Annotated in this window: 22 protein-coding genes; 2 read left to right on the top strand and 20 right to left on the bottom strand. The window is 61.3% G+C overall.

Features of this window, described 5'->3' with window-relative positions; translation table 11 throughout:
• Positions 1-68: 68 nt before the first annotated feature.
• The 18 genes from dapG to rimP all read right to left on the bottom strand — a co-directional run bounded on the left by dapG (position 69) and on the right by rimP (position 18,199).
• Complete coding sequence (gene dapG, locus VE009_RS17895; protein WP_325009967.1) at positions 69-1,295, bottom strand: aspartate kinase; 1,227 nt, start codon at positions 1,293-1,295, stop codon at positions 69-71.
• Between the two features lie 66 nt (positions 1,296-1,361).
• Positions 1,362-2,399 (bottom strand): aspartate-semialdehyde dehydrogenase, encoded by a 1,038-nt coding sequence (locus VE009_RS17890; RefSeq protein WP_325009966.1) that lies wholly within the window; start codon positions 2,397-2,399, stop codon positions 1,362-1,364.
• Positions 2,400-2,499: 100 nt separating this feature from the next.
• Positions 2,500-3,096, bottom strand: coding sequence for a dipicolinate synthase subunit B (locus VE009_RS17885; RefSeq protein ID WP_325009965.1), 597 nt, complete (start codon positions 3,094-3,096; stop codon positions 2,500-2,502).
• On the bottom strand, positions 3,093-3,992 hold the full coding sequence (gene dpsA / locus VE009_RS17880; protein WP_325009964.1) for a dipicolinate synthase subunit DpsA: 900 nt from the start codon (positions 3,990-3,992) through the stop codon (positions 3,093-3,095). Before dpsA ends, VE009_RS17885 begins: the two co-directional genes overlap by 4 nt.
• 188 nt (positions 3,993-4,180) lie before the next feature.
• Complete coding sequence (gene dut, locus VE009_RS17875) at positions 4,181-4,633, bottom strand: dUTP diphosphatase (RefSeq protein WP_325009963.1); 453 nt, start codon at positions 4,631-4,633, stop codon at positions 4,181-4,183.
• Positions 4,611-5,882 (bottom strand): pitrilysin family protein, encoded by a 1,272-nt coding sequence (locus VE009_RS17870; RefSeq protein ID WP_325009962.1) that lies wholly within the window; start codon positions 5,880-5,882, stop codon positions 4,611-4,613. Before VE009_RS17870 ends, dut begins: the two co-directional genes overlap by 23 nt.
• A gap of 80 nt (positions 5,883-5,962) precedes the next feature.
• The gene (locus VE009_RS17865; RefSeq protein ID WP_325009961.1) at positions 5,963-7,000 is read right to left on the bottom strand and encodes a polysaccharide deacetylase family protein; all 1,038 of its coding nucleotides are present in this window, start codon (positions 6,998-7,000) and stop codon (positions 5,963-5,965) included.
• Positions 7,001-7,142: 142 nt separating this feature from the next.
• Positions 7,143-9,284 (bottom strand): polyribonucleotide nucleotidyltransferase, encoded by a 2,142-nt coding sequence (gene pnp / locus VE009_RS17860; protein ID WP_325009960.1) that lies wholly within the window; start codon positions 9,282-9,284, stop codon positions 7,143-7,145.
• A 151-nt stretch (positions 9,285-9,435) separates the two neighbouring features.
• Positions 9,436-9,705 (bottom strand): 30S ribosomal protein S15, encoded by a 270-nt coding sequence (rpsO, locus tag VE009_RS17855; RefSeq protein WP_325009959.1) that lies wholly within the window; start codon positions 9,703-9,705, stop codon positions 9,436-9,438.
• Between the two features lie 185 nt (positions 9,706-9,890).
• On the bottom strand, positions 9,891-10,844 hold the full coding sequence (locus VE009_RS17850; protein WP_325009958.1) for a bifunctional riboflavin kinase/FAD synthetase: 954 nt from the start codon (positions 10,842-10,844) through the stop codon (positions 9,891-9,893).
• A 39-nt stretch (positions 10,845-10,883) separates the two neighbouring features.
• On the bottom strand, positions 10,884-11,801 hold the full coding sequence (gene truB, locus VE009_RS17845) for a tRNA pseudouridine(55) synthase TruB (RefSeq protein WP_325009957.1): 918 nt from the start codon (positions 11,799-11,801) through the stop codon (positions 10,884-10,886).
• Entirely contained in the window at positions 11,798-12,793 is a 996-nt protein-coding gene (locus tag VE009_RS17840; protein ID WP_325009956.1) for a bifunctional oligoribonuclease/PAP phosphatase NrnA, read from the bottom strand. The genes truB and VE009_RS17840 overlap by 4 nt, the downstream gene beginning before the upstream one ends.
• The gene (rbfA, locus tag VE009_RS17835) at positions 12,790-13,146 is read right to left on the bottom strand and encodes a 30S ribosome-binding factor RbfA (RefSeq protein ID WP_325009955.1); all 357 of its coding nucleotides are present in this window, start codon (positions 13,144-13,146) and stop codon (positions 12,790-12,792) included. Before rbfA ends, VE009_RS17840 begins: the two co-directional genes overlap by 4 nt.
• A gap of 6 nt (positions 13,147-13,152) precedes the next feature.
• Positions 13,153-15,912 (bottom strand): translation initiation factor IF-2, encoded by a 2,760-nt coding sequence (gene infB, locus VE009_RS17830; RefSeq protein WP_325009954.1) that lies wholly within the window; start codon positions 15,910-15,912, stop codon positions 13,153-13,155.
• Entirely contained in the window at positions 15,909-16,238 is a 330-nt protein-coding gene (locus VE009_RS17825) for a L7Ae/L30e/S12e/Gadd45 family ribosomal protein (protein WP_325009953.1), read from the bottom strand. Before VE009_RS17825 ends, infB begins: the two co-directional genes overlap by 4 nt.
• Complete coding sequence (rnpM, locus tag VE009_RS17820; protein ID WP_325009952.1) at positions 16,235-16,567, bottom strand: RNase P modulator RnpM; 333 nt, start codon at positions 16,565-16,567, stop codon at positions 16,235-16,237. The genes VE009_RS17825 and rnpM overlap by 4 nt, the downstream gene beginning before the upstream one ends.
• Before the next feature lie 28 nt (positions 16,568-16,595).
• Positions 16,596-17,690, bottom strand: coding sequence for a transcription termination factor NusA (nusA, locus tag VE009_RS17815; RefSeq protein ID WP_325009951.1), 1,095 nt, complete (start codon positions 17,688-17,690; stop codon positions 16,596-16,598).
• Positions 17,691-17,725: 35 nt separating this feature from the next.
• On the bottom strand, positions 17,726-18,199 hold the full coding sequence (gene rimP, locus VE009_RS17810; protein WP_325009950.1) for a ribosome maturation factor RimP: 474 nt from the start codon (positions 18,197-18,199) through the stop codon (positions 17,726-17,728).
• Positions 18,200-18,415: 216 nt separating this feature from the next.
• On the opposite strand from rimP, the gene VE009_RS17805 reads away from it, so the two are divergent.
• Together VE009_RS17805 and VE009_RS17800 are read left to right on the top strand one after the other, a co-directional pair.
• Positions 18,416-18,793: a MerR family transcriptional regulator gene (locus VE009_RS17805; RefSeq protein WP_325009949.1), complete on the top strand. Its 378-nt coding sequence runs from the start codon at positions 18,416-18,418 to the stop codon at positions 18,791-18,793.
• Positions 18,790-19,107 (top strand): thioredoxin family protein, encoded by a 318-nt coding sequence (locus VE009_RS17800; protein WP_325009948.1) that lies wholly within the window; start codon positions 18,790-18,792, stop codon positions 19,105-19,107. The genes VE009_RS17805 and VE009_RS17800 overlap by 4 nt, the downstream gene beginning before the upstream one ends.
• A gap of 54 nt (positions 19,108-19,161) precedes the next feature.
• Here the strand turns inward: VE009_RS17800 and VE009_RS17795 are convergent, their stop codons facing one another.
• Together VE009_RS17795 and murI are read right to left on the bottom strand one after the other, a co-directional pair.
• A complete protein-coding gene (locus VE009_RS17795) occupies positions 19,162-19,920 on the bottom strand; it encodes a class I SAM-dependent methyltransferase (RefSeq protein ID WP_325009947.1) in 759 nt (252 codons plus the stop codon).
• Positions 19,917-20,723: a glutamate racemase gene (gene murI, locus VE009_RS17790; protein WP_325009946.1), complete on the bottom strand. Its 807-nt coding sequence runs from the start codon at positions 20,721-20,723 to the stop codon at positions 19,917-19,919. The genes VE009_RS17795 and murI overlap by 4 nt, the downstream gene beginning before the upstream one ends.
• Positions 20,724-20,837 lie beyond the last annotated feature (114 nt).

Below are 20,837 nucleotides of genomic sequence, written 5' to 3'. Positions count from 1 at the left end.
GCGTCCGTCCCTAGCGGACCGCCGACGCATCCATTGTTCCCTATCTTACGTACGATATAAGGCCCTTGTCAATTCGAAATCGGCTCGTGCAGCTGAAATTTCCGGTGCAGCGCGTTCACGGCTTTCACCGTGTCCGCCGCTCGGACGAGCACCCAGATCGTCGCGTTGGAGTCGGCCGACTGCAAAATGCCGACGTCCTGCTCCGTCAGCGCTTCGACGATCTTCGCCATGACGCCCGGAACCCCGTTCATGCCGCCTCCGATCACGGACACCTTCGTGCAGTCCTTGACGACCTTCGGCGCGAGGCCAAGCGCTCCTAGCAGTTCGACCGCCCAATCCGCCTCGGCCGCGTTCACCGTATAAGCGACGCCGGAAGGCGTAACGTTGATCAGGTCGACGCTGATGCCGTTGTCGGCCATCGTCTTGAAGACGCGAAGCTGCAGGTCGTATCGGCCTTCCTCGGCGAACACCTGAATTTGGGATACGTTCGTCGAATGGGCGATGCCGGTGATCAAGCGATCCCTGACCGGCCCGACGCCGCGCAGCACCGATTGTCCGGCGACGAGCGTGCCGGGATGGTCGGAGAACGTCGAGCGGATGCGTACGGGAATGTCCGCCTCCATCGCGATCTCGACGGCGCGGGGGTGGATGACCTTGGCGCCGTTATGCGCCATGTTGCAGATTTCGATGTAGCTGACGCGGTCGAGCGGCTTCGCATCTCCGACGATGCGCGGATCGGCCGTCAGCACGCCCTCGACGTCGGTGAAGATGTCGACGAATTCGGCCCGGAGCGCGGCGCCGAGCGCCGTCGCGGACGTGTCGCTGCCGCCGCGCCCGAGCGTCGTAACGTCTCCGTTCGGCGCCGCGCCTTGGAAGCCGGTCACGACCGCGATTTTGCCTTCCTTCAGAATCGACAGCAGCCTGTCGGTCCGAATGTCGGAGATGCGGGCGTTGCCGAACTCCTCGGTCGTCGCGATGCCGGCTTGCGCGCCGGTCAGCGCCGTCGCCTCGAGTCCGCGGGACTGCAGCATCGCGCACAGCGTCGCGGCCGATATCGTTTCGCCGCAGGCCATGAGCAAGTCGCGTTCCCGCGCGCCCAACACGCCGCCGTTCGCGTCGATCAGACCGAGCAGCGAATCGGTCGCGTACGGCTCGCCCCGCCGTCCCATCGCGGAGACGACGACGACGAGCGCGTATTGCTCGGCGAGCGCGCGTTCGATATGTTTAATGGCGTGTTCTCTTGCTTCAGGGGTCGAAAGGGATGTGCCTCCGAACTTTTGTACCAAAATGCGCATCGCTGTACCTCCCTTTTCATAACCGAGATGGGCACGCCGTCCTGCGCAAAGCGATAAGCTTCGGGTTTAACCGTTGTTGCGGCCCGCGACGATTTCCGCGATTTGCACCGCGTTCCATGCCGCGCCCTTCAGCAGATTGTCGGATACGATCCACATATTGAGCGCCTTCGGCTCGTTCAGGTCGCGGCGAACGCGGCCGACGAACACTTCGGGACGGCCCGCCGCCGTCGTCGCCAGCGGGTACAGCTGCTGGGACGGATCGTCCTGCAGCACGACGCCCGGCGCGGACGCGAGCAGCGAGCGCGCTTCCTCGAGGTCGTATTCGCTCTTCAACTCTACGTACACCGATTCCGAGTGGCCGTACAGCACCGGAATGCGCACGCATGTCGCGGTCACTTCGATCGAGTCGTCGCCCATGATCTTTTTCGTTTCGCGAATCATCTTCATTTCCTCGAGCGTAAAGCCGTTCTCTTGGAACTTATCGATTTGCGGGATGGCGTTGAATGCGATTTGATGCTTGACGGGAAGCGATCCGACCGGCAAAATTTCCGGATTGACTTCGTTGCCGTTCAATACCTCGCGCGTTTGGCGGAGCGTCTCCTCCACCGCGCGGGCGCCCGCGCCGGATACCGCTTGATACGTCGAGACGATGATTTTCTTGATGCCGTAGCGGTCCTGCAGCGGCTTGAGCGCCGCGACCATCTGGATCGTCGAGCAGTTCGGGTTCGCGATGACCCCTTTGTGGTTGGCGATTTGGTCCGCGTTCACTTCCGGCACGACGAGCGGCGTCTCCGGATCCATCCGGAACGCGTTCGTGTTGTCGATGCAGACGGCGCCGTGTTCGACCGCATGCGGGATCAGCGCTTTGCTGACGTCGCCGCCCGCGCTGAACAGCGCGATTTCGACGCCCTTGAAGCTGTCCGGCGTCGCTTCTTCCACCGTAACCTCTTCCCCGCGGAATGCGAGCTTCGTGCCGGCCGAGCGCGCCGAAGACAGCAGTTTCAGTTGCTTGATCGGAAAGTCGCGCTCCTCCAGCATCCGCAGAAGCTGTTCCCCTACCGCGCCGGTGGCGCCGACGACGGCTACCGTATATTGTTTCGTCATGTTCTCCATCTCTCCTTCGATCGTTGTCGCTGCGGCCGAACGGCTGCACGTGTGGAAAGGCGCACGCACGATGAATGAGTGCGATTGCTGAATAATAAACTTATGAATACTGGAATCGTTCGATGAGCATCGGCTGCAGCTGCTTGCCTTGCAGCGCCGCTTCGCACGTCTCCATCACCAAGTCCATGCGGGCGACGAGCGAATTCGGCTTCGCTTCGGGCGCGTCCTGGCCGAACGGCACGAAGTAAATGTTCTTCGTAATGAGCAGCTTCGCGATGTTCATTCCGTTCAATCCGAGGCCGTCGTTCGTCGAAATCGCCAGCACGAGCGGGCGCTGATTGCGCATCTGCGCTTTCGCCGCCATCAGCACCGGGCTTTCCGTCATCGCGTTCGCGAGCTTGCTCGTCGTATTTCCCGTGCAAGGCGCAATGACCATGACGTCCAAAAGCTTGGAAGGGCCCAGCGGCTCGGCGTCCACAATTGAAGAAATGATATCATTTCCTGTCAGTTCTTTCAACTGCTTTTGCCAGTCTGCAGCCTTGCCGAACCGCGTATCCGTCATCTGCACCGAATGGGAAATAATCGGGATCACGCGCGCGCCGGCGTCGACGAATCGTTTGATTTGCGGCATGACCTCCTCCAGCGTGCAGTGGGAGCCCGTCAATGCGTAACCGACCGTAATGCCTTTCCAATTCATACTCCATTCCCCCGTTTCGCGGAATCTTCCATAATCAATTGACTGACGACCGAGGCGATGATGCGCCCCGCGGTTTTCGGCGCCACGATGCCCGGCAGCCCGGGCGCCAGCAGCGCTTTGACCCCGCGCCGCTCGGCGAATCGGAAATCGGTTCCGCCCGGCTTCGAAGCGAGATCGATGATGATCGCCCGCGGCTGCATCGCGGCGATGACCTTGGACGTGACGATTAACGACGGCACTGTGTTGAAGAGAATGTCGGCCGCCCCGACATGCTGCTGAAGCTGCGCCGTATGGAACGGCTGGAAGCCCATTTCGAACGCCCTCGCGAAATGATCGTCTTTCCGCACGCCCACGAGCACCTTCGCGCCAAGCCCTTGGAACGTGCGGGCGAGCGTCATGCCGGTGCGGCCGAAGCCGACGACGACGACCGTCGAGCCGTGGATCGTAATGTCCGTATGCTGTATGGCCAGCAGCACGGCGCCCTCCGCGGTCGGAATCGAATTATAGATCGCGACGTCGTCGCGTTCGAGCAGCTCGACGAGGGCGATGTCGTGTTTGGCGCACAAACTTTTTAAGTACGGTTTCGCCATGCCGGCGTATACCTTGGCATGTTTCGGCAGCCGAGCGAGACACGCGTCCGTCAATCGCAGTTCTTTGGAGGTGAAGACGCCGTCGATCTTTCCCTCGTCGTCGGTGCCGACGACGGGCAGCAGCACGGCGTCCACGTCCGCGAACGCCTCTTCCGTCAGCTCCGCATGCGTCGCCCCGCTGAACGTCTGTTTTAAATTGTCGAAGCCGATCAACGTTACGGTCGCGTCCAGCTCCGTCAGCCGCTGGATGATTTCGAGCGTACGGGCGTCCCCGCCGATGAAAGCAACCTGCGTTCCGGTAAGCATTGACAACACGCTCCTTTCGGTTGCCTCTCAGGTATAGTGCTATACTATGGCATTCGCCCAGAAATGGTTCCACGACCCGCCCGGCCGTCTCCGATCGGCGGCGCCGCGCGCGCTTTTCCGAGAGGCGCCCCAACGCAAAAAAGCCGACCGGCGGAATTCCGCCGATCGGCTTTCGTTGTCCTTTGCGATTACACTCCCGTATGTCCGAACCCGCCCGCGCCGCGCGCCGTTTCGTCCAGCTCGCGCACCTCGACGAGATCCGTGTCCGGCACGGTTTGGAACACCATCTGCGCGATGCGCTCGCCGCGGCGCACGACGAACGGCTCGCTGCCCAAGTTGACGAGCAGCACTTTGATTTCGCCGCGATAGTCCGCGTCGATCGTCCCCGGCGTATTCAGCGTCGTGATGCCGTGCTTGAACGCGAGGCCGCTGCGCGGCCGGATTTGCGCCTCGAGCCCGTTCGGCATCGCGAGCGCGAGGCCGGTCGGAATGAGCTTCCGCTCGCCCGGAGCCAGCGTCACCGGCTCGCCGACGGCGGCATGCAGATCGTATCCGCTCGCCCCCGCCGACATTTTGACCGGGAGCGGCAAATCTTCGTTGCCCGGCTCCCGTTTGACCTCAATGCGGTATGGCTGCTGCATAACGATCCCTCCATTTGACGAGCGCTTTGTCCGTGCCGCCGACCATCGCCGTGGCGCACATGCCGCCGAATAGGCGGCCGGCGAGCGACATGACGTCGTCCATCGTGACGGAATCGATCCGTTCGATCAACTCATCCAGCGTATACAGCCTGCCGAGCATGAGCTCGTTCTTCCCGTTGCGGGTCATCCGGCTGCTCGTGCTCTCAAGCCCGATGATGAGGCTGCCCTTCATCTGTTCCTTGCCCTTGCGCAGCTCCTCCGGCGTAATGCCGTGTTCGCGCACGTCGGCCAGCACGTCGTAGATCAGATCCAGCACCTCGGCCGTCTGCTTCGGCGTCGTGCCGGCGTACACGGTGAACAGGCCGCTGTCGATATGCGACGTATGGTACGAGTAGATCGAGTACGCGAGGCCGCGCTTTTCGCGAACTTCTTGGAACAAACGGGAGCTCATGCCTCCGCCGATCGCGTTGTTGAGCAAAATCATCGCGTACAGGAGCGGATCGTCCTGCGAGCATCCCGGCATGGCGATGCAGATATGGTTCTGCTCCGTCTTCTTGCGGAGATAGTGATGGCCTCCGGCGAACGCCGGCGGCTGCACCGCCTCCGCCGCGCTCGGCCGCGGGGCTTGCGCACCGGAGCCGAAATGCTTCTCGAACAGCTCGAGTGTCGATTCGCCGATGTTGCCCGCGGCGCTGATGACGATCGTGTCGCTGCCGTAATGCGTCTCGATGTACCGGCGCAAATCGCTTGCCGTCATCGCCGCAAGATTCGCCGCCGTGCCGAGAATCGGCAGGCCGAGCGGATGGTCGCCGTACGCCGCCTTCGCGATCAAATCATGCACGATATCATCGGGCGTATCCTCGTACATCGAAATTTCTTCGATGATGACGTTCTTCTCTTTCGTAAGCTCCTCTTCGGCGAGCGTGGAGCGGAAAAACATGTCCGCCAGCACGTCGACGGCGATCGGCACATGCTCGTCGAGCACCTTCGCGTAATAACACGTATATTCTTTCGACGTGAACGCGTTGACGTTGCCGCCAATGCCGTCGAACACGTCGGCGATGTCTTTCGCGCTGTAGCGCTCCGTTCCTTTGAACATCATGTGCTCGATAAAATGCGAGATGCCGTTGCTCGGGCCCGCCTCGTTGCGGGAGCCGGTCTTCACCCAAATCCCGAAGGAGACCGAGCGGCTCGTCGGCATATTTTCCAACACGACGCGAATTCCGTTGCTAAGTTGCCTTCTTTCCACTGCTTCTCCCCCTGGCGCTGTCCTATACGCGCCGCGAATCGTATCGATATGCGTATTGCCGTTTCTGATGATAGATATTATCAGAAACCCGCCGGCGTCTCAACCGAAGCCTCAGCCGGCCAAGCCGGGGATATCGTCTCGGACACGGTGCCGATCGCGTACCCGCGCTTCTTCGCCTCGCGAATGATGCCGCCCAGCGCCGCGGCCGCGCTGTTCGTCGGGTGCATCAGAATGAGCGAACCCGGTTCGATGCGCGACGCCACTTTGCGCACGATCGATTCGGGCGGCGGCTCCTTCCAATCGATCGTATCGAGCGTCCATAGGATGGTGCGCAGCCCGAGCTCGTGCGCCACGCGCACGGTGTCCGCGTCGTAGTCGCCCGACGGCGGCGCGAACAGCGTCGCCTTCACGCCGAGTGTCTCCTCGAGCAGCTTCTGCGTATTCTCGATTTCCTTCCGCACCGCCGTGTCCGACAGCTGGCTGAGCGGCGTCTTGTGCCAATACGCGTGGTTGGCCAGCTCGTGACCTTCGGCGGCGATCGCCTTGGCCACGTCCGGATGATCCTTCAGCCAAGCGCCGAGGAAGAAGAACGTCGCCTTCACGTTTTCGCGTTTCAGCGTTTCCAGCATCGACGGAATGTTCTCTTCTTTCCATGCGACGTTAATCATCAGCGACACCATCGGCTTGCGCGGGTTGCCCTTATAAATCGGCAGCGGACCGAGGTCGTCCAGCGCGACCTTCGGCGGAATGTCGCGGTATACGAACGGAATCGGATCGTTCCCGCGCGTCCCGATCGCCGCGGCGAACGTGCGGTCGACGTCCACCTCGCGCCCGTTGAGGGCGGGAATCGCTTTCCATACCGGATCGTTGCGCGCGTCGATCGGCTCGCGGCGCAGCGACGCCGCCTCCTTCACGATGCGCTCGTACAGCGCGCGCTGCTCCGGCGCGAGCCGCGCCGGCTCGATGCCGCCGCCGTCGCCGTCCTCCGCGACGCGCGCCGACGCGCCCGGCTCGAACGCGGCCAAATAATGCGCGATCGTGCCGTCATGGTTGAAGGACAAAAACGTGAACGCGAAAAACGCCGCGATGACGAAGCCCTGCTTCCACAGCCCGTTCATTCCGTCGTATCCACTCCTTACGGACAATCTTAACGTTCTTGTCCTAAATGTATGCAATAAAAAAAGAGACAGAACGGGATTCTGGCTCTTTCGGTGTGTATGCGTTTGGGGCTGCGCCGCGGGGCGCGAAGCCGACGGGAGTTTATTGTCCCACCGGCGCCTTGCCTTCCGCCGCATTGCCGCCGCCTTCGCCGACAAGCACGGCTTTGCGCGACAAATTGATGCGGCCTTGCTGATCGATCTCGGTCACCTTCACCGTAATCGAGTCCCCGATGGCGACGACGTCTTCCGTCTTCGCGACGCGTTCGGTGGACAGCTGGGAGATGTGAACGAGCCCTTCTTTACCCGGCAAAATTTCGACGAACGCGCCGAATTTCTCGATGCGCTTCACTTTGCCGATGTAAATTTCGCCGATGACGACTTCCTTCACGATGCCTTCGATAATCGCTTTCGCCCGATCGTTCGCTTCCGCGTTCGGCGAGGCGATAAAGACGCGTCCGTCCTGCTCGATGTCGATCTTGACGCCCGTTTCTTCGATGATCTTGTTGATGACCTTCCCGCCCGCGCCGATGACGTCGCGAATTTTGTCCGGGTTGATCTGCATGACCGTAATTTTCGGCGCGTACGGCGACAGCTGGCTGCGCGGCGCGGAAATCGCTTGAAGCATTTTGTTCAGGATGAACATCCGGCCTTCTTTGGCCTGCGCGAGCGCCTCTTGCAGGATGTTGCGGTCGATGCCGTCGATCTTGATGTCCATCTGGATCGCCGTCACGCCCTCCGCCGTGCCCGCCACCTTGAAGTCCATATCGCCGAGATGGTCTTCCATCCCTTGGATGTCCGTCAAGACGGAATAGTGTTCGCCTTCCTTGATGAGACCCATCGCAATGCCCGCGACCGGCGCTTTGATCGGCACGCCCGCGTCCATAAGCGCCATCGTGCTGGCGCAAATGCTCGCCTGCGACGTGGAGCCGTTCGACTCCAGCACTTCGGAGACCAGACGGATCGTGTACGGGAATTTCTCTTCCGAAGGAATGACCTTCGCCAGCGCCCGCTCGCCCAACGCGCCGTGGCCGATTTCCCGGCGTCCCGGCGGACGAAGCGGCCGCGCTTCCCCGACGGAGAACGGCGGGAAGTTGTAATGATGCATGAACCGCTTGCGGTCCTCGAGATCGAGACCGTCCAAAATTTGCTCGTCGCCGATCGCGCCCAAGGTGCATACGCTAAGCGCCTGGGTTTGTCCGCGCGTGAAGAGGCCCGAACCGTGCGTGCGCGGAAGCACGCTGACGTCGCAATCGATCGGACGAATTTCGTCGATTTTGCGGCCGTCCGGACGTACCTTGTCGACCGTGATGAGGCGGCGCACTTCTTCCTTGACGATGTCGTACAACACTTCTTTCACGTCTTTGAGCTTCGACGGTTCGTCCGCGTACTGCTCCGTGAAATGAGCCACCGTCTCGTCGTTGATCGCGGAGATCGCGTCGCTGCGCTCCTGCTTGCCCGCAATTTTGACGGCTTCCACGAGCCGCGCAGACGCGTACGCGCGCACCGCCGCATTCACTTCGGCGTCGACCTGATGCAGCTTCACTTCCATCTTCTCGCGGCCCGCGATCGCAACGAACTGCTCCTGCAGCGCCACGATTTTTTTGATCTCCTCGTGGCCGAACATAATCGCTTCGAGGATGTCCTCTTCCGGCACCTCGTTCGCTTCCGCCTCGACCATCATGATCGCGTCTTTCGTGCCTGCGACGACGAGGTAGATGTCGGACTTGTCCTCCTGCTCGACGGTCGGGTTAATGATGAACTGCCCGTCCACCCGTCCGACGATAACGCCGCCGACCGGTCCGTTGAACGGCACGTCGGAAATGCTGAGCGCCGCGGACGTCCCGATCATCGCCGCGATTTCCGGCGAGCAGTCTTGGTCGACGCTCATGACGAGCGCCACGATCTGCACGTCGTTCCGGAAGCCTTCCGGGAACAACGGCCGGATCGGCCGGTCCGTGAGACGGCTCGCGAGAATCGCCTTCTCGCTCGGACGGCCCTCGCGCTTGATGAAGCCGCCGGGAATTTTGCCTACCGCGTATAACCGCTCTTCATAGTTGACGGTCAGCGGGAAGAAATCGAGATCTTTCGGTTCGGACGACGCCGTCACCGTGCACAGTACGACCGTCTCGCCGTAACGAACGAACACGGCGCCGTTCGCCTGCTTGGCCAAGCGGCCGGTTTCGAGCGTGAACGGTCGGCCCGCCAAATCCATTTGCACTGTTTTCACTTCACCGGGTCCCATACATTGCCTCCTTCATATCGATCTATCATACATTCTGCATCGTATGTATTATTTCCTTCCTCAGGTAAATCATTTCATGCCTTGTCCCAAAAGAAAAGCAACCGCTTCTTCGGTGCGAAGAGTCGGTTGCTCTCGGGTATCCTTTTGACCGTTAGCGTCTCAAGCCGAGCTTTTCGATCAAAGCGCTGTACCGTTTTACATCTTTGTTCTTCAGGTATGCAAGCAGCTTACGGCGCTGGCCTACCATCTTGAGCAAACCGCGGCGGGAATGGTGGTCTTTCTTGTGCTCCCGCAGGTGTTGCGTCAAGTTGTTGATGTTCTCGGTCAGGATAGCGATTTGCACTTCTGGGGAACCGGTGTCGTTGCTGTGCACCTTATGTTCCTCGATCAGTTGCGTCTTGCGTTCTTGAGTCAATGCCATCCTCGGTCACCTCCTTGGTATGATCCCCGTCAGCCTAGCCGTCCGTCGGTGAATCGGAACGCCAAGCTGCGGTTCTATCGCTGCCGAGCCGGGCCGGATGCGGCCTTAGGCGGATTCGACAACGTCTCGTAGTATATCATAGATGATAGCCGAAATACAATCTTTTTATACTCCCGATTTCCAACTTATGCCGGAGACGGATTCCGCCGCTTCGCCTCTTCGATGTCCGCGCGAATTTGCTCGACCAGCGCCCCGACCGATTCGAATTTCCGCTCGTCGCGAATATGAGAGCGGAACCGTACCGTCAGCGTGCGCCCATAGAGATCCCCTTCGAAATCGAACAGATGCGCTTCCCACGTCGGCGCGGGCAGCGCGCTGTGGAACGTCGGCTTCAGCCCCACGTTCATGACGCCCTTCTTCTCCGTGCCGTCGTCGAGCACGACGTCGACGGCGTACACGCCGTTCGCCGGCTTCACCGCGTGCGCCGGCACGGCCACGTTGGCCGTCGGCACGCCGATCGTCCGGCCGCGGCCTTCGCCGCGCGCGACGACGCCGTCGACCTCGTAAGGCCGGCCGAGCAGCGCCGCGGCGCGTTCGACGTTGCCGAACGACAGCGCTTCGCGGATCAGCGTCGAGCTGACCCGCTCGCCTCCGACGAGGAACGGCGGTACGATGTGCACGTCGAACGCGCCGTTCCCGAGCTCGCGCAGCATCGCCGACGTCCCGATGCCGCGGCGGCCGAACGTAAAGTTAAAGCCGACCGCGATCGATTTCGCCCCGAGCGGCTTCAGCACGTCTTCGACGAAGACGGCCGGCGGCAGCGCGGCGAGCGTCAAATCGAACGCGACGATGTACACCGTATCGACGCCGAGCTCGCGAAACCGGTCCAGCTTGCGCTCCGGAGGCGACAGATAGGTCGAATACAGCGGCGACCCGAGCACCTCCCTCGGATGAGGGTGGAACGTCATGACGGACGACGGCAGGCCGAGCCGCCGCGCCTCCGCGACCGCCCGGCCGATCACCTCCCGATGTCCGAGGTGTACGCCGTCGAAATCCCCGATCGCCATCGTTTGCCCCGCTGCGGGAACCGATCGCAGAACGCTCTCCGCGATCGGATATGCCAGATGCACGATGTTCATGTTGCTGCGTTTCCTCCTCGCCCAAACACGCCTCGATCGTTATGTGAACAGCTTGACCGGCACGAACGTCTCGCCGGCTTCGTCCATCCGGTACAGTCCGATCAGCCGGTCTTCGCCGTACAGGCGGAACAGCTCCTCCGGCGAACGCGGCGGGGCTTCGAGCCGCACCGCCTTCGCGTACAGCTTCCGGCCCTGCAGCGCCGGCGCGACCGCCGCCGGCGACACGTCGCCGCGCGGCACAAAGTCCAGCGCCTCGCCGATGCCGACGAGCTTGTCCGCAAGCCGCCCTTCCGCGGCGAGCCGCTCCGCTTCGGCGAACGTGACGCACTGCTCGCGCCGGATCGGCCCGGAGCCGGTGCGCACGAGCGCGGACATCACCGCGGGATAACCGAGCGAACGCCCCATATCGGTGCACAGCGTCCGGATGTACGTTCCCTTGGAGCAGACGACGGTCATGCGGACGACGACGTACGGCTCCTGCCGGCGAATGTCGGTAATGTCGATGGAGTGTATCGTCACCGTCCGCGATTTCCGCTCCACCGTCACGCCGGCGCGCGCCAGCTCGTACAGCCGCTTGCCGTCGACCTTGACGGCCGAATACATCGGCGGCGTCTGCTCGATGTCGCCGACGAAGCGCTCCGCCGCCGCTCGAATGTCGGCTTCGCCGACCGTCACCTCTGAAGCGCGCTCGATCGTCTCGCCGCTCGCGTCCTCCGTGTCGGTCGCGTAGCCGATCGTCATTTCCGCCTCGTACGTCTTCGGCAGCTCCTGCAAATATTCGACGATGCGGGTCGCCCGCCCCAAACAAAGCGGAAGCACGCCGGAAACGTCAGGATCCAGCGTGCCCGTATGACCGATGCGCTTCATCCGAAACAGTCTACGCGCTTTCGACACGCAGTCGTGCGACGTCATCCCGGCGTCCTTCCACAGCGGAAATACGCCTTCCCATTCCGTCATAATTGTTCGCTCACCGCTTCCACCATGCGCCGGACCGCGTCGTCCACCGTCCCGCTTATCGTGCAGCCGGCCGCTCGTACGTGCCCGCCGCCGCCGAACGATTTCGCGAGACGGGACACGTCCACATTCCCCGCGGAACGAAGGCTCACTTTCACGGTGCCGGGCGCTTTTTCCTTAAACAGCAATCCGACTTCGACGCCCGCGACGTTGCGCGGCAAGTTGACGAGCCCCTCGGTATCTTCCTCCGCCGCGCCGAGCTTGTCCAGCGTCTCTTTCGTCACCGACAGCCAAGCGATTTTCCGGTTCTCGGTGAACGTCAGCGTCGACAGCGCCTCTTTCAACAGCATCATCTGCGGATACGTCATCGTCTCCAGCAGCTGCTCCGCGAGCGCCGCGCCTTCCGCCCCGTGCCGCAGCATCCGTTCGGCGACCGCCATGACTTGCGGCGTCGTGTTCGAATACCGAAACCCGCCGGTATCGGTCAACAGTCCCGCGTAAATGCACGTCGCGAGCGGCTTCGTCCAAGCGATCCCGAGCGTCTCCGCAAGCTCGTAAATGATCTCGACCGTCGCCGCGGCCGTCGGCTTGATCAGGTTGATCGCGCCGTAGTCGTCGTTCGTCGGATGATGATCGATATTGAGCAGCGCCGCGTTGTCGGAAAATACGTTATGTACCGCGCCGATCCGCGCGAAATCCGCGCAGTCGACGGCGATGATGCGTTCGAAACGCCGATTGGGCGCCTCTCGTTCGTAATCGACGATCGGCTGCCCTCCCAGCAAGTGTTTATATTTTTCCGGCGTTCTGCCTTCGTTGATCAACGTATACGTTTTGCCGAGCGCCTGCAGGATGAACCCGATCGCGCTGGTCGAGCTGATCGCGTCGCCGTCCGGCGACAAGTGGGAGACGACGAGGAAATCGTCGCCGTCCCGGATGTATGCCGCCGCCTGGCGCAGCGCCTCTTGGTACGCTTCCGGACGGAACGTCGCGTTCATGGCCGATCCGCCTCGGTGTTGATCGTTTCGAGCAGCTTTTCGATGCGGCTGCCGTACTCGATCGAGGTGTCGAATTGGAACAGCAGATCGGGCACGTGCCGAAGCCGCATCCGCTTGCCGAGTTCGGAACGGAGGAACCCTTTGCCTCGGGCGAACGCCTTCAGCGTAGCTTCCTTCTGTTCGTCGCTGCCTAAGACGCTAATGAACACCTTCGCTTGCGACAAGTCGTTCGTTACGTCCACGCCCGTCACCGTCACGAACCCGATGCCGGGATCCTTCCATTCCATCTGGATGATCTGGCTAAGCTCTTTCTTCAGCTGTTCTCCCACGCGTCCGACACGGACTTTAGCCATGCGTTATCACCTCTCTACGGGTTCCATCACGAACGCTTCGATGATGTCGCCTTCTCGAACATCATTGAACTTGTCGATGCCGATACCGCATTCGTAGCCTTGCGCCACTTCTTTCGCATCGTCCTTGAACCGCTTGAGGGAGTCCAGCTTGCCCTCGTGAACGACGACGCCGTCCCGAATAACGCGAACCTCGGCGTTGCGCGCGATCTTGCCTTGCGTCACCATACACCCTGCAATGGTGCCCACTTTCGTGATTTTGAATACGTTGCGCACTTCCGCCTGGCCGAGTACGACCTCTTTGAAGATCGGATCGAGCAAGCCTTTCATCGCCGATTCGATCTCGTCGATGACGTTGTAGATGATGCGGTGCAGTCGGATGTCGACGCCGTCCTGATCGGCCGTCGCTTTCGCGGCCGGCTCCGGACGCACGTTGAAGCCGATGACGATCGCATTGGATGCCGACGCGAACGTGACATCCGACTCGGTGATCGCGCCGACGCCGGTGTGCAGAATGCGCACGCGCGCGCCTTCGACATCGATCTTCTCGAGCGAGCCTTTGAGCGCTTCGACCGAACCTTGCACGTCGCCCTTGATGATGACGTTCAGTTCCTTCAGATCGCCTTCCTTGATCTTGCTGAACAGGTCATCCAGCGAGACGCGGGAATTCGCCCCGAAATCCGCTTGGCGCTGCTTGGACGTCCGGGATTCGGCGATTTCGCGCGCCTTCCGCTCGTCCTCGAACACCATGAACGGATCGCCCGCTTGCGGCACTTCCGTGAGGCCGGTAATTTCGACCGGCGTCGACGGGCCCGCTTCCTTCACGCGGCGGCCTTTGTCGTTGACCATCGCCCGGACGCGGCCGAAGCTGTTGCCGATGACGAGCGCATCGCCGACCTTGAGCGTACCGTTCTGAACGAGGACGCGAGCGACCGCGCCTTTGCCCTTGTCGAGCTCGGCTTCGATGACCGTGCCGCGCGCCCGCTTGTTCGGGTTCGCCTTGTATTCTTGCACGTCCGCTACGAGGAGAATCATCTCCAGCAGCTGGTCGAGATTGGTGCGCTGTTTTGCGGAAATGTTCACGAAAATCGTGTCGCCGCCCCACTCTTCCGGAACGAGCTCGAATTCCGTGAGCGCCTGCTTGATTTTGTCCGGATCCGCATCCGGCTTATCGATTTTGTTCACCGCGACGATGATCGGCACGCCCGCCGCTTTCGCGTGGGAGATCGCCTCTTTCGTCTGCGGCATGACGCCGTCGTCCGCGGCGACGACAAGAATCGTAATGTCCGTCACCTGAGCGCCGCGCGCGCGCATCGACGTGAACGCTTCGTGGCCCGGCGTATCGAGGAACGTAATTTTCCGGTTGTTAACCTCGACTTGGTACGCGCCGATATGCTGCGTAATGCCGCCGGCTTCGCCCGAGACGACGTTCGTCTCCCGGATCGCGTCGAGCAGCGTCGTTTTGCCGTGGTCGACGTGGCCCATGATCGTAACGACCGGCGGGCGCTCAACCAAGTCCGCTTCGTCGTCGACTTCGACGATTTCGTCGTAGTTGTCGATCTCTTCCGCGATCTTCACTTCGACTTCGACGCCGAACTCCGCCGCAAGCAGCTGGATGATGTCGATGTCGATCTCTTGGTTGATCGTCGCCATCGTGCCCATGAACAGGAGCTTCTTGATGACTTCGGAAGCGTCTTTATGCAGCAGCTTCGCCGTTTCGCCGACGGTCATGTTGCCGCGGACGATAATTTTCTTCGGCGTATTGTCGACTTTCGGACGCGAAGGCTGCTGATTTTTCCGACCGTTCCCGAACTTTCCGCCTTTGCGCTTGTTGCGGCCCTTGCCGTCGCTGAACTCGCCGTCCGAGAACTTGTTCACGCGATCGCGATCGCGTTCCTTGTCCTTGTCGCGGTCCCGCTCGCGCGTCGGCTGCGCCTGCGTGCGCGTGTCGACCGGCGGTGCCGGAATTTTCGCCGCGCCGCCGAAACGTCCGCCGCCTTGGCCCGGACGTCCGCCGCCTTGGCCCGGACGCCCGCCGCCTTGACCGGGACGACCGCCGAAGCCGCCGCCCTGCGGACGGTCGCCGCCCGGACGGTTGCCGTAGCCGCCGCCTTGCGGACGGTCGCCCTGCGGGCGGTTACCGTAGCCGCCGCCTTGCGGACGGTCGCCCTGCGGGCGGTTGCCGTAGCCGCCGCCTTGCGGACGGTCGCCCTGCGGGCGATTGTAGCCGCCGCCCTGCGGACGGTCGCCCTGCGGACGGTTGTAGCCGCCGCGATCGCCCTGCGGACGGTCGCCTTGCGGACGGTTGTAGCCGCCGCGATCGCCCTGCGGGCGGTCGCCTTGCGGACGATCCCCTTGCGGACGGTCGCCCTGCGGGCGCGGATTGCTGTTGTACGCGCGGTCGCCCTGCGGGCGATCCCCTTGCGAGCGCTGATTTTGACCTTGGTCGCCTTGCGAGCGCTCCTGATTTCCTCTGTTGTCATCTCTTCTTGGTGTCGATTGATCTTTTGTGCCCGTCGTCACAGATGCACCCCCGCTGTTTGCTCCGGACCCATGGGCCTGGGTCTCCGCTGCGCGTTTCGCCGCGGCGTTCGCCTTCACGTCTTTGAAGAACTTTTCCACCGCCGAAACCGCATTATCTTCCATAACACTCATATGATTATTGACCGGAATATCCAGTCGCTTCAATATTGTAATGATCTCCTTACTACTCATGTTCAATGATTTCGCATATTCGTATACTCTCAATTTGTTATCGGTTTTGCTCAATGAAACCCCACCTCCGCATGTTTTGCCAAGCTCTTGCGGACAAGCTCGGATAACCCCTTATCCGTAACGGCGACCACGACCCGCTCCGCCTTGCCGACGCTTTGCCCAAGCTCCCGCCGGTCGAAGACGTCGCTGATCGGCACGCCGTAATATTCGCACTTATCCCGGTATTTCTTTCTTGCGTTGTCCGAAGCGTCGCTCGCGACGAACACGATGCAAGCCGTACGGCTGCGAACCGCCTTCATCACGCCTTCGTCCCCGCTGGCCAGTTTGCCGGCCCGCAGCGCCAGCCCAAGATAGGACAACGTCCGCTCTCGATCGTTCATCCGGTGACTTCGCCTTCTTCCTCTTCGTCGGGCAGAGCCGCTTGGTATGCGCGAAACTCGTCTTCCACCCGGATGAATTCTTGAGCGAGGGTATCGTACACGTCGTCGCCGACCGGGACTTTCAGCGCCCGGTCGAGTGCGCGGCTTTTCTTTGCCAAAGTAAAGCAGGAAACCTGTCCGCAAAGGTACGCGCCGCGGCCCGATTTTTTGCCGGTGATGTCGATGAGCACCTCGCTTTGCGGCGTACGAACGATACGAATGAGCTCTTTCTTCGGTTTGCCTTGCTGACAAGCGACGCATTTGCGTAACGGTACGCGCCGAACTCTCACGACCATCACCTCCCTTTAGCCGTAGCCCTTAATCGAAGCTGGCGGAATCTTGCGGCAGCGCCTCTTCCGTGCGCGGACGACCGAATTCCTCTTCCGCCTGCGTTTCGCTTTTGATATCGATTTTCCATCCCGTGAGCTTCGCCGCAAGCCTCGCGTTTTGCCCTTTGATGCCGATCGCCAGCGACAACTGGTAATCCGGGACGATGACGCGCGCCGTCTTTTCGTCTTCGAGCACCTTCACCTCGACGACCTTCGACGGGCTGAGCGCGTTCGCGACGAACTCCTCGACGTTCTCGCTCCAGCGCACGATATCGATCTTCTCGCCGCGCAGTTCGTTGACGATCGTCTGGACGCGCGCGCCCTTCGGACCGACGCAGGAGCCGACCGGATCGACGTCGTCGTTACGCGAGAAAACGGCGATTTTCGAACGGAATCCCGCTTCGCGCGCGACGGAACGAATTTCGACGACGCCGTCGTAAATTTCCGGCACCTCGAGCTCGAACAATCGCTTCAGCAAACCGGGATGCGTGCGGGACAATACGATTTGCGGCCCCTTCGTCGTGTTCTCGACGCGGGTAATGTAGCCTTTGATCCGGTCGTTCAGCTTGAACTTATCCGTCGGCATCATCTCCGTCAGCGGCATGACCGCTTCGACTTTGCCGAGGTCGACGTACAAGTTGCGCGTATCCATCCGCTGCACGATGCCGGTGACGATATCTTCCTCTTTGTCGACGAATGCGTTATAGATGAGTCCGCGTTCGGCCTCGCGGATGCGCTGCGTCACGACCTGCTTCGCGGTTTGGGCCGCGATGCGGCCGAAATCGCGAGGCGTCACCTCGATCTCGACGATATCGTCCAGCGAATAGTTCGGGTTGATCTCCCGAGCCGCGTACAGCGAAATTTCCATGCGCGGATCGAGCACTTCGTCGACGACCGTCTTCCGCGCGTATACGCGAATGACGCCCGTGAGCCGGTTAATGTCGACGCGCACGTTTTGCGCCGTATTGAAATTCCGCTTATAGCTGGAAATCAGGGCGGCTTCGATCGCTTCGATAAGCACCTCTTTGCCGATCCCTTTCTCTCTCTCGATTTCCGCCAATGCTTCGATAAAATCCGTATTCATTGGAAAGTCATTCCCCCTTCCGCTTTCGTCCCCAGTTAGAAAATGATAGTGAGGCGGGCGCTGGCGATTTTGTCCACTCCGAACGTGACTTCTTTGCCTTTGCCCTTCTTGCCCGCCTTAACGGTTACCGTTTCGCCGTCGTACGCGACGAGCGGGCCTTCGAATTCTTGCTTCCCTTCGACGGGCTCCACGGTCGTAATGTACACGTCTTTGCCCACGGCCCGGCGGTAATCCTCAGGCTTCTTGAGCGGGCGCTCCGCGCCCGGAGAGGATACTTCCAATATGTAAGCGTCGGAGATCGGATCCTGCTGATCCAATTGTTCGCTTAAATACTCGCTGATTCGTCCGCACTCGTCGATGTCGATGCCGCCTTCTTTGTCCACGTACACCCGCAGATACCGGTTTCCGCCCTCGGTGACATACTCCACTTCGACCAGTTCGAACCCCTCCCGCTCCAGGAACGGCGTCACCAGATCGGCAACCGCTTGCTGCACTCCCGATGCGCTCACAATCAAACCTCCTCTATGGAAAACGTAAAGAGTGGGTTTCCCCACTCTCCTAATTCCGCAGTATCGACAACATCACTTGAAAAGTATACCACACGCGAAAATCGCGCACAAGGGGGATTGTGCCCGGGTCCATGGCGAAAAAATGGGTATTGACCTTCACACCGATGTCAGGGTTTACGATGAAGCTGCGGGCGGAAAGCGCAGAAGGAGGAGCGTATGAAAATCGGGGAATTGTCCAAAGCGACGGGCGTCAGCCTCAGATCGCTTCGTTATTACGAAGAACAAGGCTTGCTGCAGCCGGAGCGCACGGAGAACGGGTACCGCGTTTACTCGCCGTTCGCGGTGGAGCAGGTGCGCACGATCCAGCTGTACTTGCGGCTCGGCCTGTCGACGGAGCAAATCGTCGGCTTTCTGCACTGCGTCCTCAAAAATAAAGAAGCGTTCTGCCGCGAAATCATGCCCGTATACGAATCGAAACTGAAAGAGATCGACGACCAGATCGAAAAGCTGCTCGCCATCCGCGGCAATTTGATCGAGCGGATCGAAGCGATTCGAAGGGAGTCGTCGGCATCGGAACAGGAGGAACGAACATGACCTTAAGAAGCTTGAACGCCGAGGCGTTCGAAGGCGCGATTCACAGCTCGAAGCTGACGCTGGTGGACTTTTCCGCCGCGTGGTGCCCCCCTTGCAGGACGCTGCTTCCGATTTTGGAACAGCTCGCCGAGGAAGAAGGAGAGGCGGCGGACATTTATTCCGTCGACGTCGACGCCTCCCCCGAGCTTGCCGAGCGGTTCGGCGTCCTGAGCATGCCGACCGTGTTCGCGTTCAAAGACGGAGAAGCGCTCGAGAAGCTCGTCGGCCTGCGGCCGAAGCCCGCGTACCAAGCGGTCATCCGCCGCCACGCGTGACGCGAAAGCAATGCAAGCCCTCTTCGGCCGCGGCCGGGAGGGCTTGCATCGCTGTTAGACGAAGCCGTAGTACACGTTCGTCTCGTATTCGAAACGGACCGCGCCGTCTCGCTGCCACCGCTCGAACGCCGCGTCGAGCCCGTTCATCAGCGGCTCGAAATTCGGTTCCCCCGGAAGCGGGCAGTAGGACGACGACATCGCGCGTCCTCGCAGCCCTTCGGCGTCGAACGTTTGGCGGTTCGGGAAGGACCGCTTGCCGTATTTCGCGTCCCGGAAGAACGACTCGAGCTGCCCGTCTTCCACTTTATCGTGCTTTACGATCTCGTAATCCCGGCTGTAGCGCTGCAGGAGACTCTCGTATTCCTGCGCGAACGGATCCGCGTCGGGCTTGCGCCGGTTCCAGATGAGCGCGACGTATCGGTTCGGCCGCAAGATGCGGGCGAATTCCCGCTTCGCCGCGGGGATGTCGAACCAATGGAACGACTGCGCGCAGACGATGCCGTCGACCGAGCCGTCCGGCAGCGTCGTCCGCTCGGCGGAGCCGTCGACCGCGCGGAACCGATCCCAGCCGGACAATGCGGCTTCCGCCGCCCGGCGCATCTCTGCGTTCGGCTCGACCGCCGCCACGGCGCTGCCCCTCTCGAGCAGCAGCTTCGCGAAGATGCCTGTACCGGCGCCGACGTCGGCGATCAGCTCCGCGTCCGCGAAGCCGAGCTCGCCGTACAGGAAGTCGAGCGCCTCCGCCGGATACCCGGGACGGTATTTTACGTAGTGCTCGACACGCTCTCCGAACCTCTCTTTGCTGTCCCTCATCGCTTCGCCTCCGCCTCCGCTTCCCGGACCATCTCGTCGTACCGCCGAAGCGCGGTTTGCAGCTTCGTCTCGTATTCCGCGCCGCCGCCGGAGCTCATAAACCGGAGGCCGCCTTTGCCGTTCTCCGCCTTCTCCGAAGCGCCGAGCACCTCCCGCAGCCGCTTCACCGTTCCCCGGCTTCCGTCGATCATGCGGATGTGGCTCGGGAGTACACGGGCGAGCGCGCGTCGGTAAAACGGAAAATGCGTGCACCCGAGCACGATCGTTCCGTAATCCGCGAGGCGCAGCCCTGCGAATCGTTCCCGGAAGTACGCTTCGATCTCTTCCCCTTCGAACCGCAGCTCTTCGCAAAACCGGACCAGCTCGGGCAGCGGCAGCGAATCGACGATCGCTTGATCGTCGACGCGTTTCACCAGCTCGTGATACTTCGACTCCTGCAGCGTCAACGGCGTCGCCGTGACGAGCACGCGTTTGCCGCTGCCGCGGATCAGCTCGACCGCGGGCTTCACGGCCGGCTCCATGCCGATGATCGGAATATCCGGGTACGTCTCCCGCAGCGCCCCGATCGCGATGCTCGTCGCGGTATTGCACGCGACTACGACCGCGCGGACCGGCTCCGGCTGCTCCATGATGGCGCGGACGGACGTCAGCACGCAGTCTCTGACGAATTCCTTCGGCTTCGTGCCGTACGGAACGTGCAGCGTATCCGCATAATAAATGAAGGTTTCCCCGGGGATCCGCCCCATCGCTTCGTGAAGCACCGTAAGGCCGCCCATCCCGGAATCAAAAACGGCGATCGCCATCGTCTTCGTCACCCGACTTCTTGTTCAATTCAAACGCAGCTCTTGCTTGAACCCTAATATCATACTTTACGCGAAAATCGGGCTTTTGCAACCTTCCGCGCCGGACGCTGGCAC

The sequence above is a fragment of the Paenibacillus sp. genome (assembly GCF_035645195.1).
In the GTDB taxonomy this organism is placed as follows: Bacteria; Bacillota; Bacilli; order Paenibacillales; family YIM-B00363; genus Paenibacillus_AE.
This window is presented reverse-complemented; position numbering and strand designations above follow the sequence as displayed.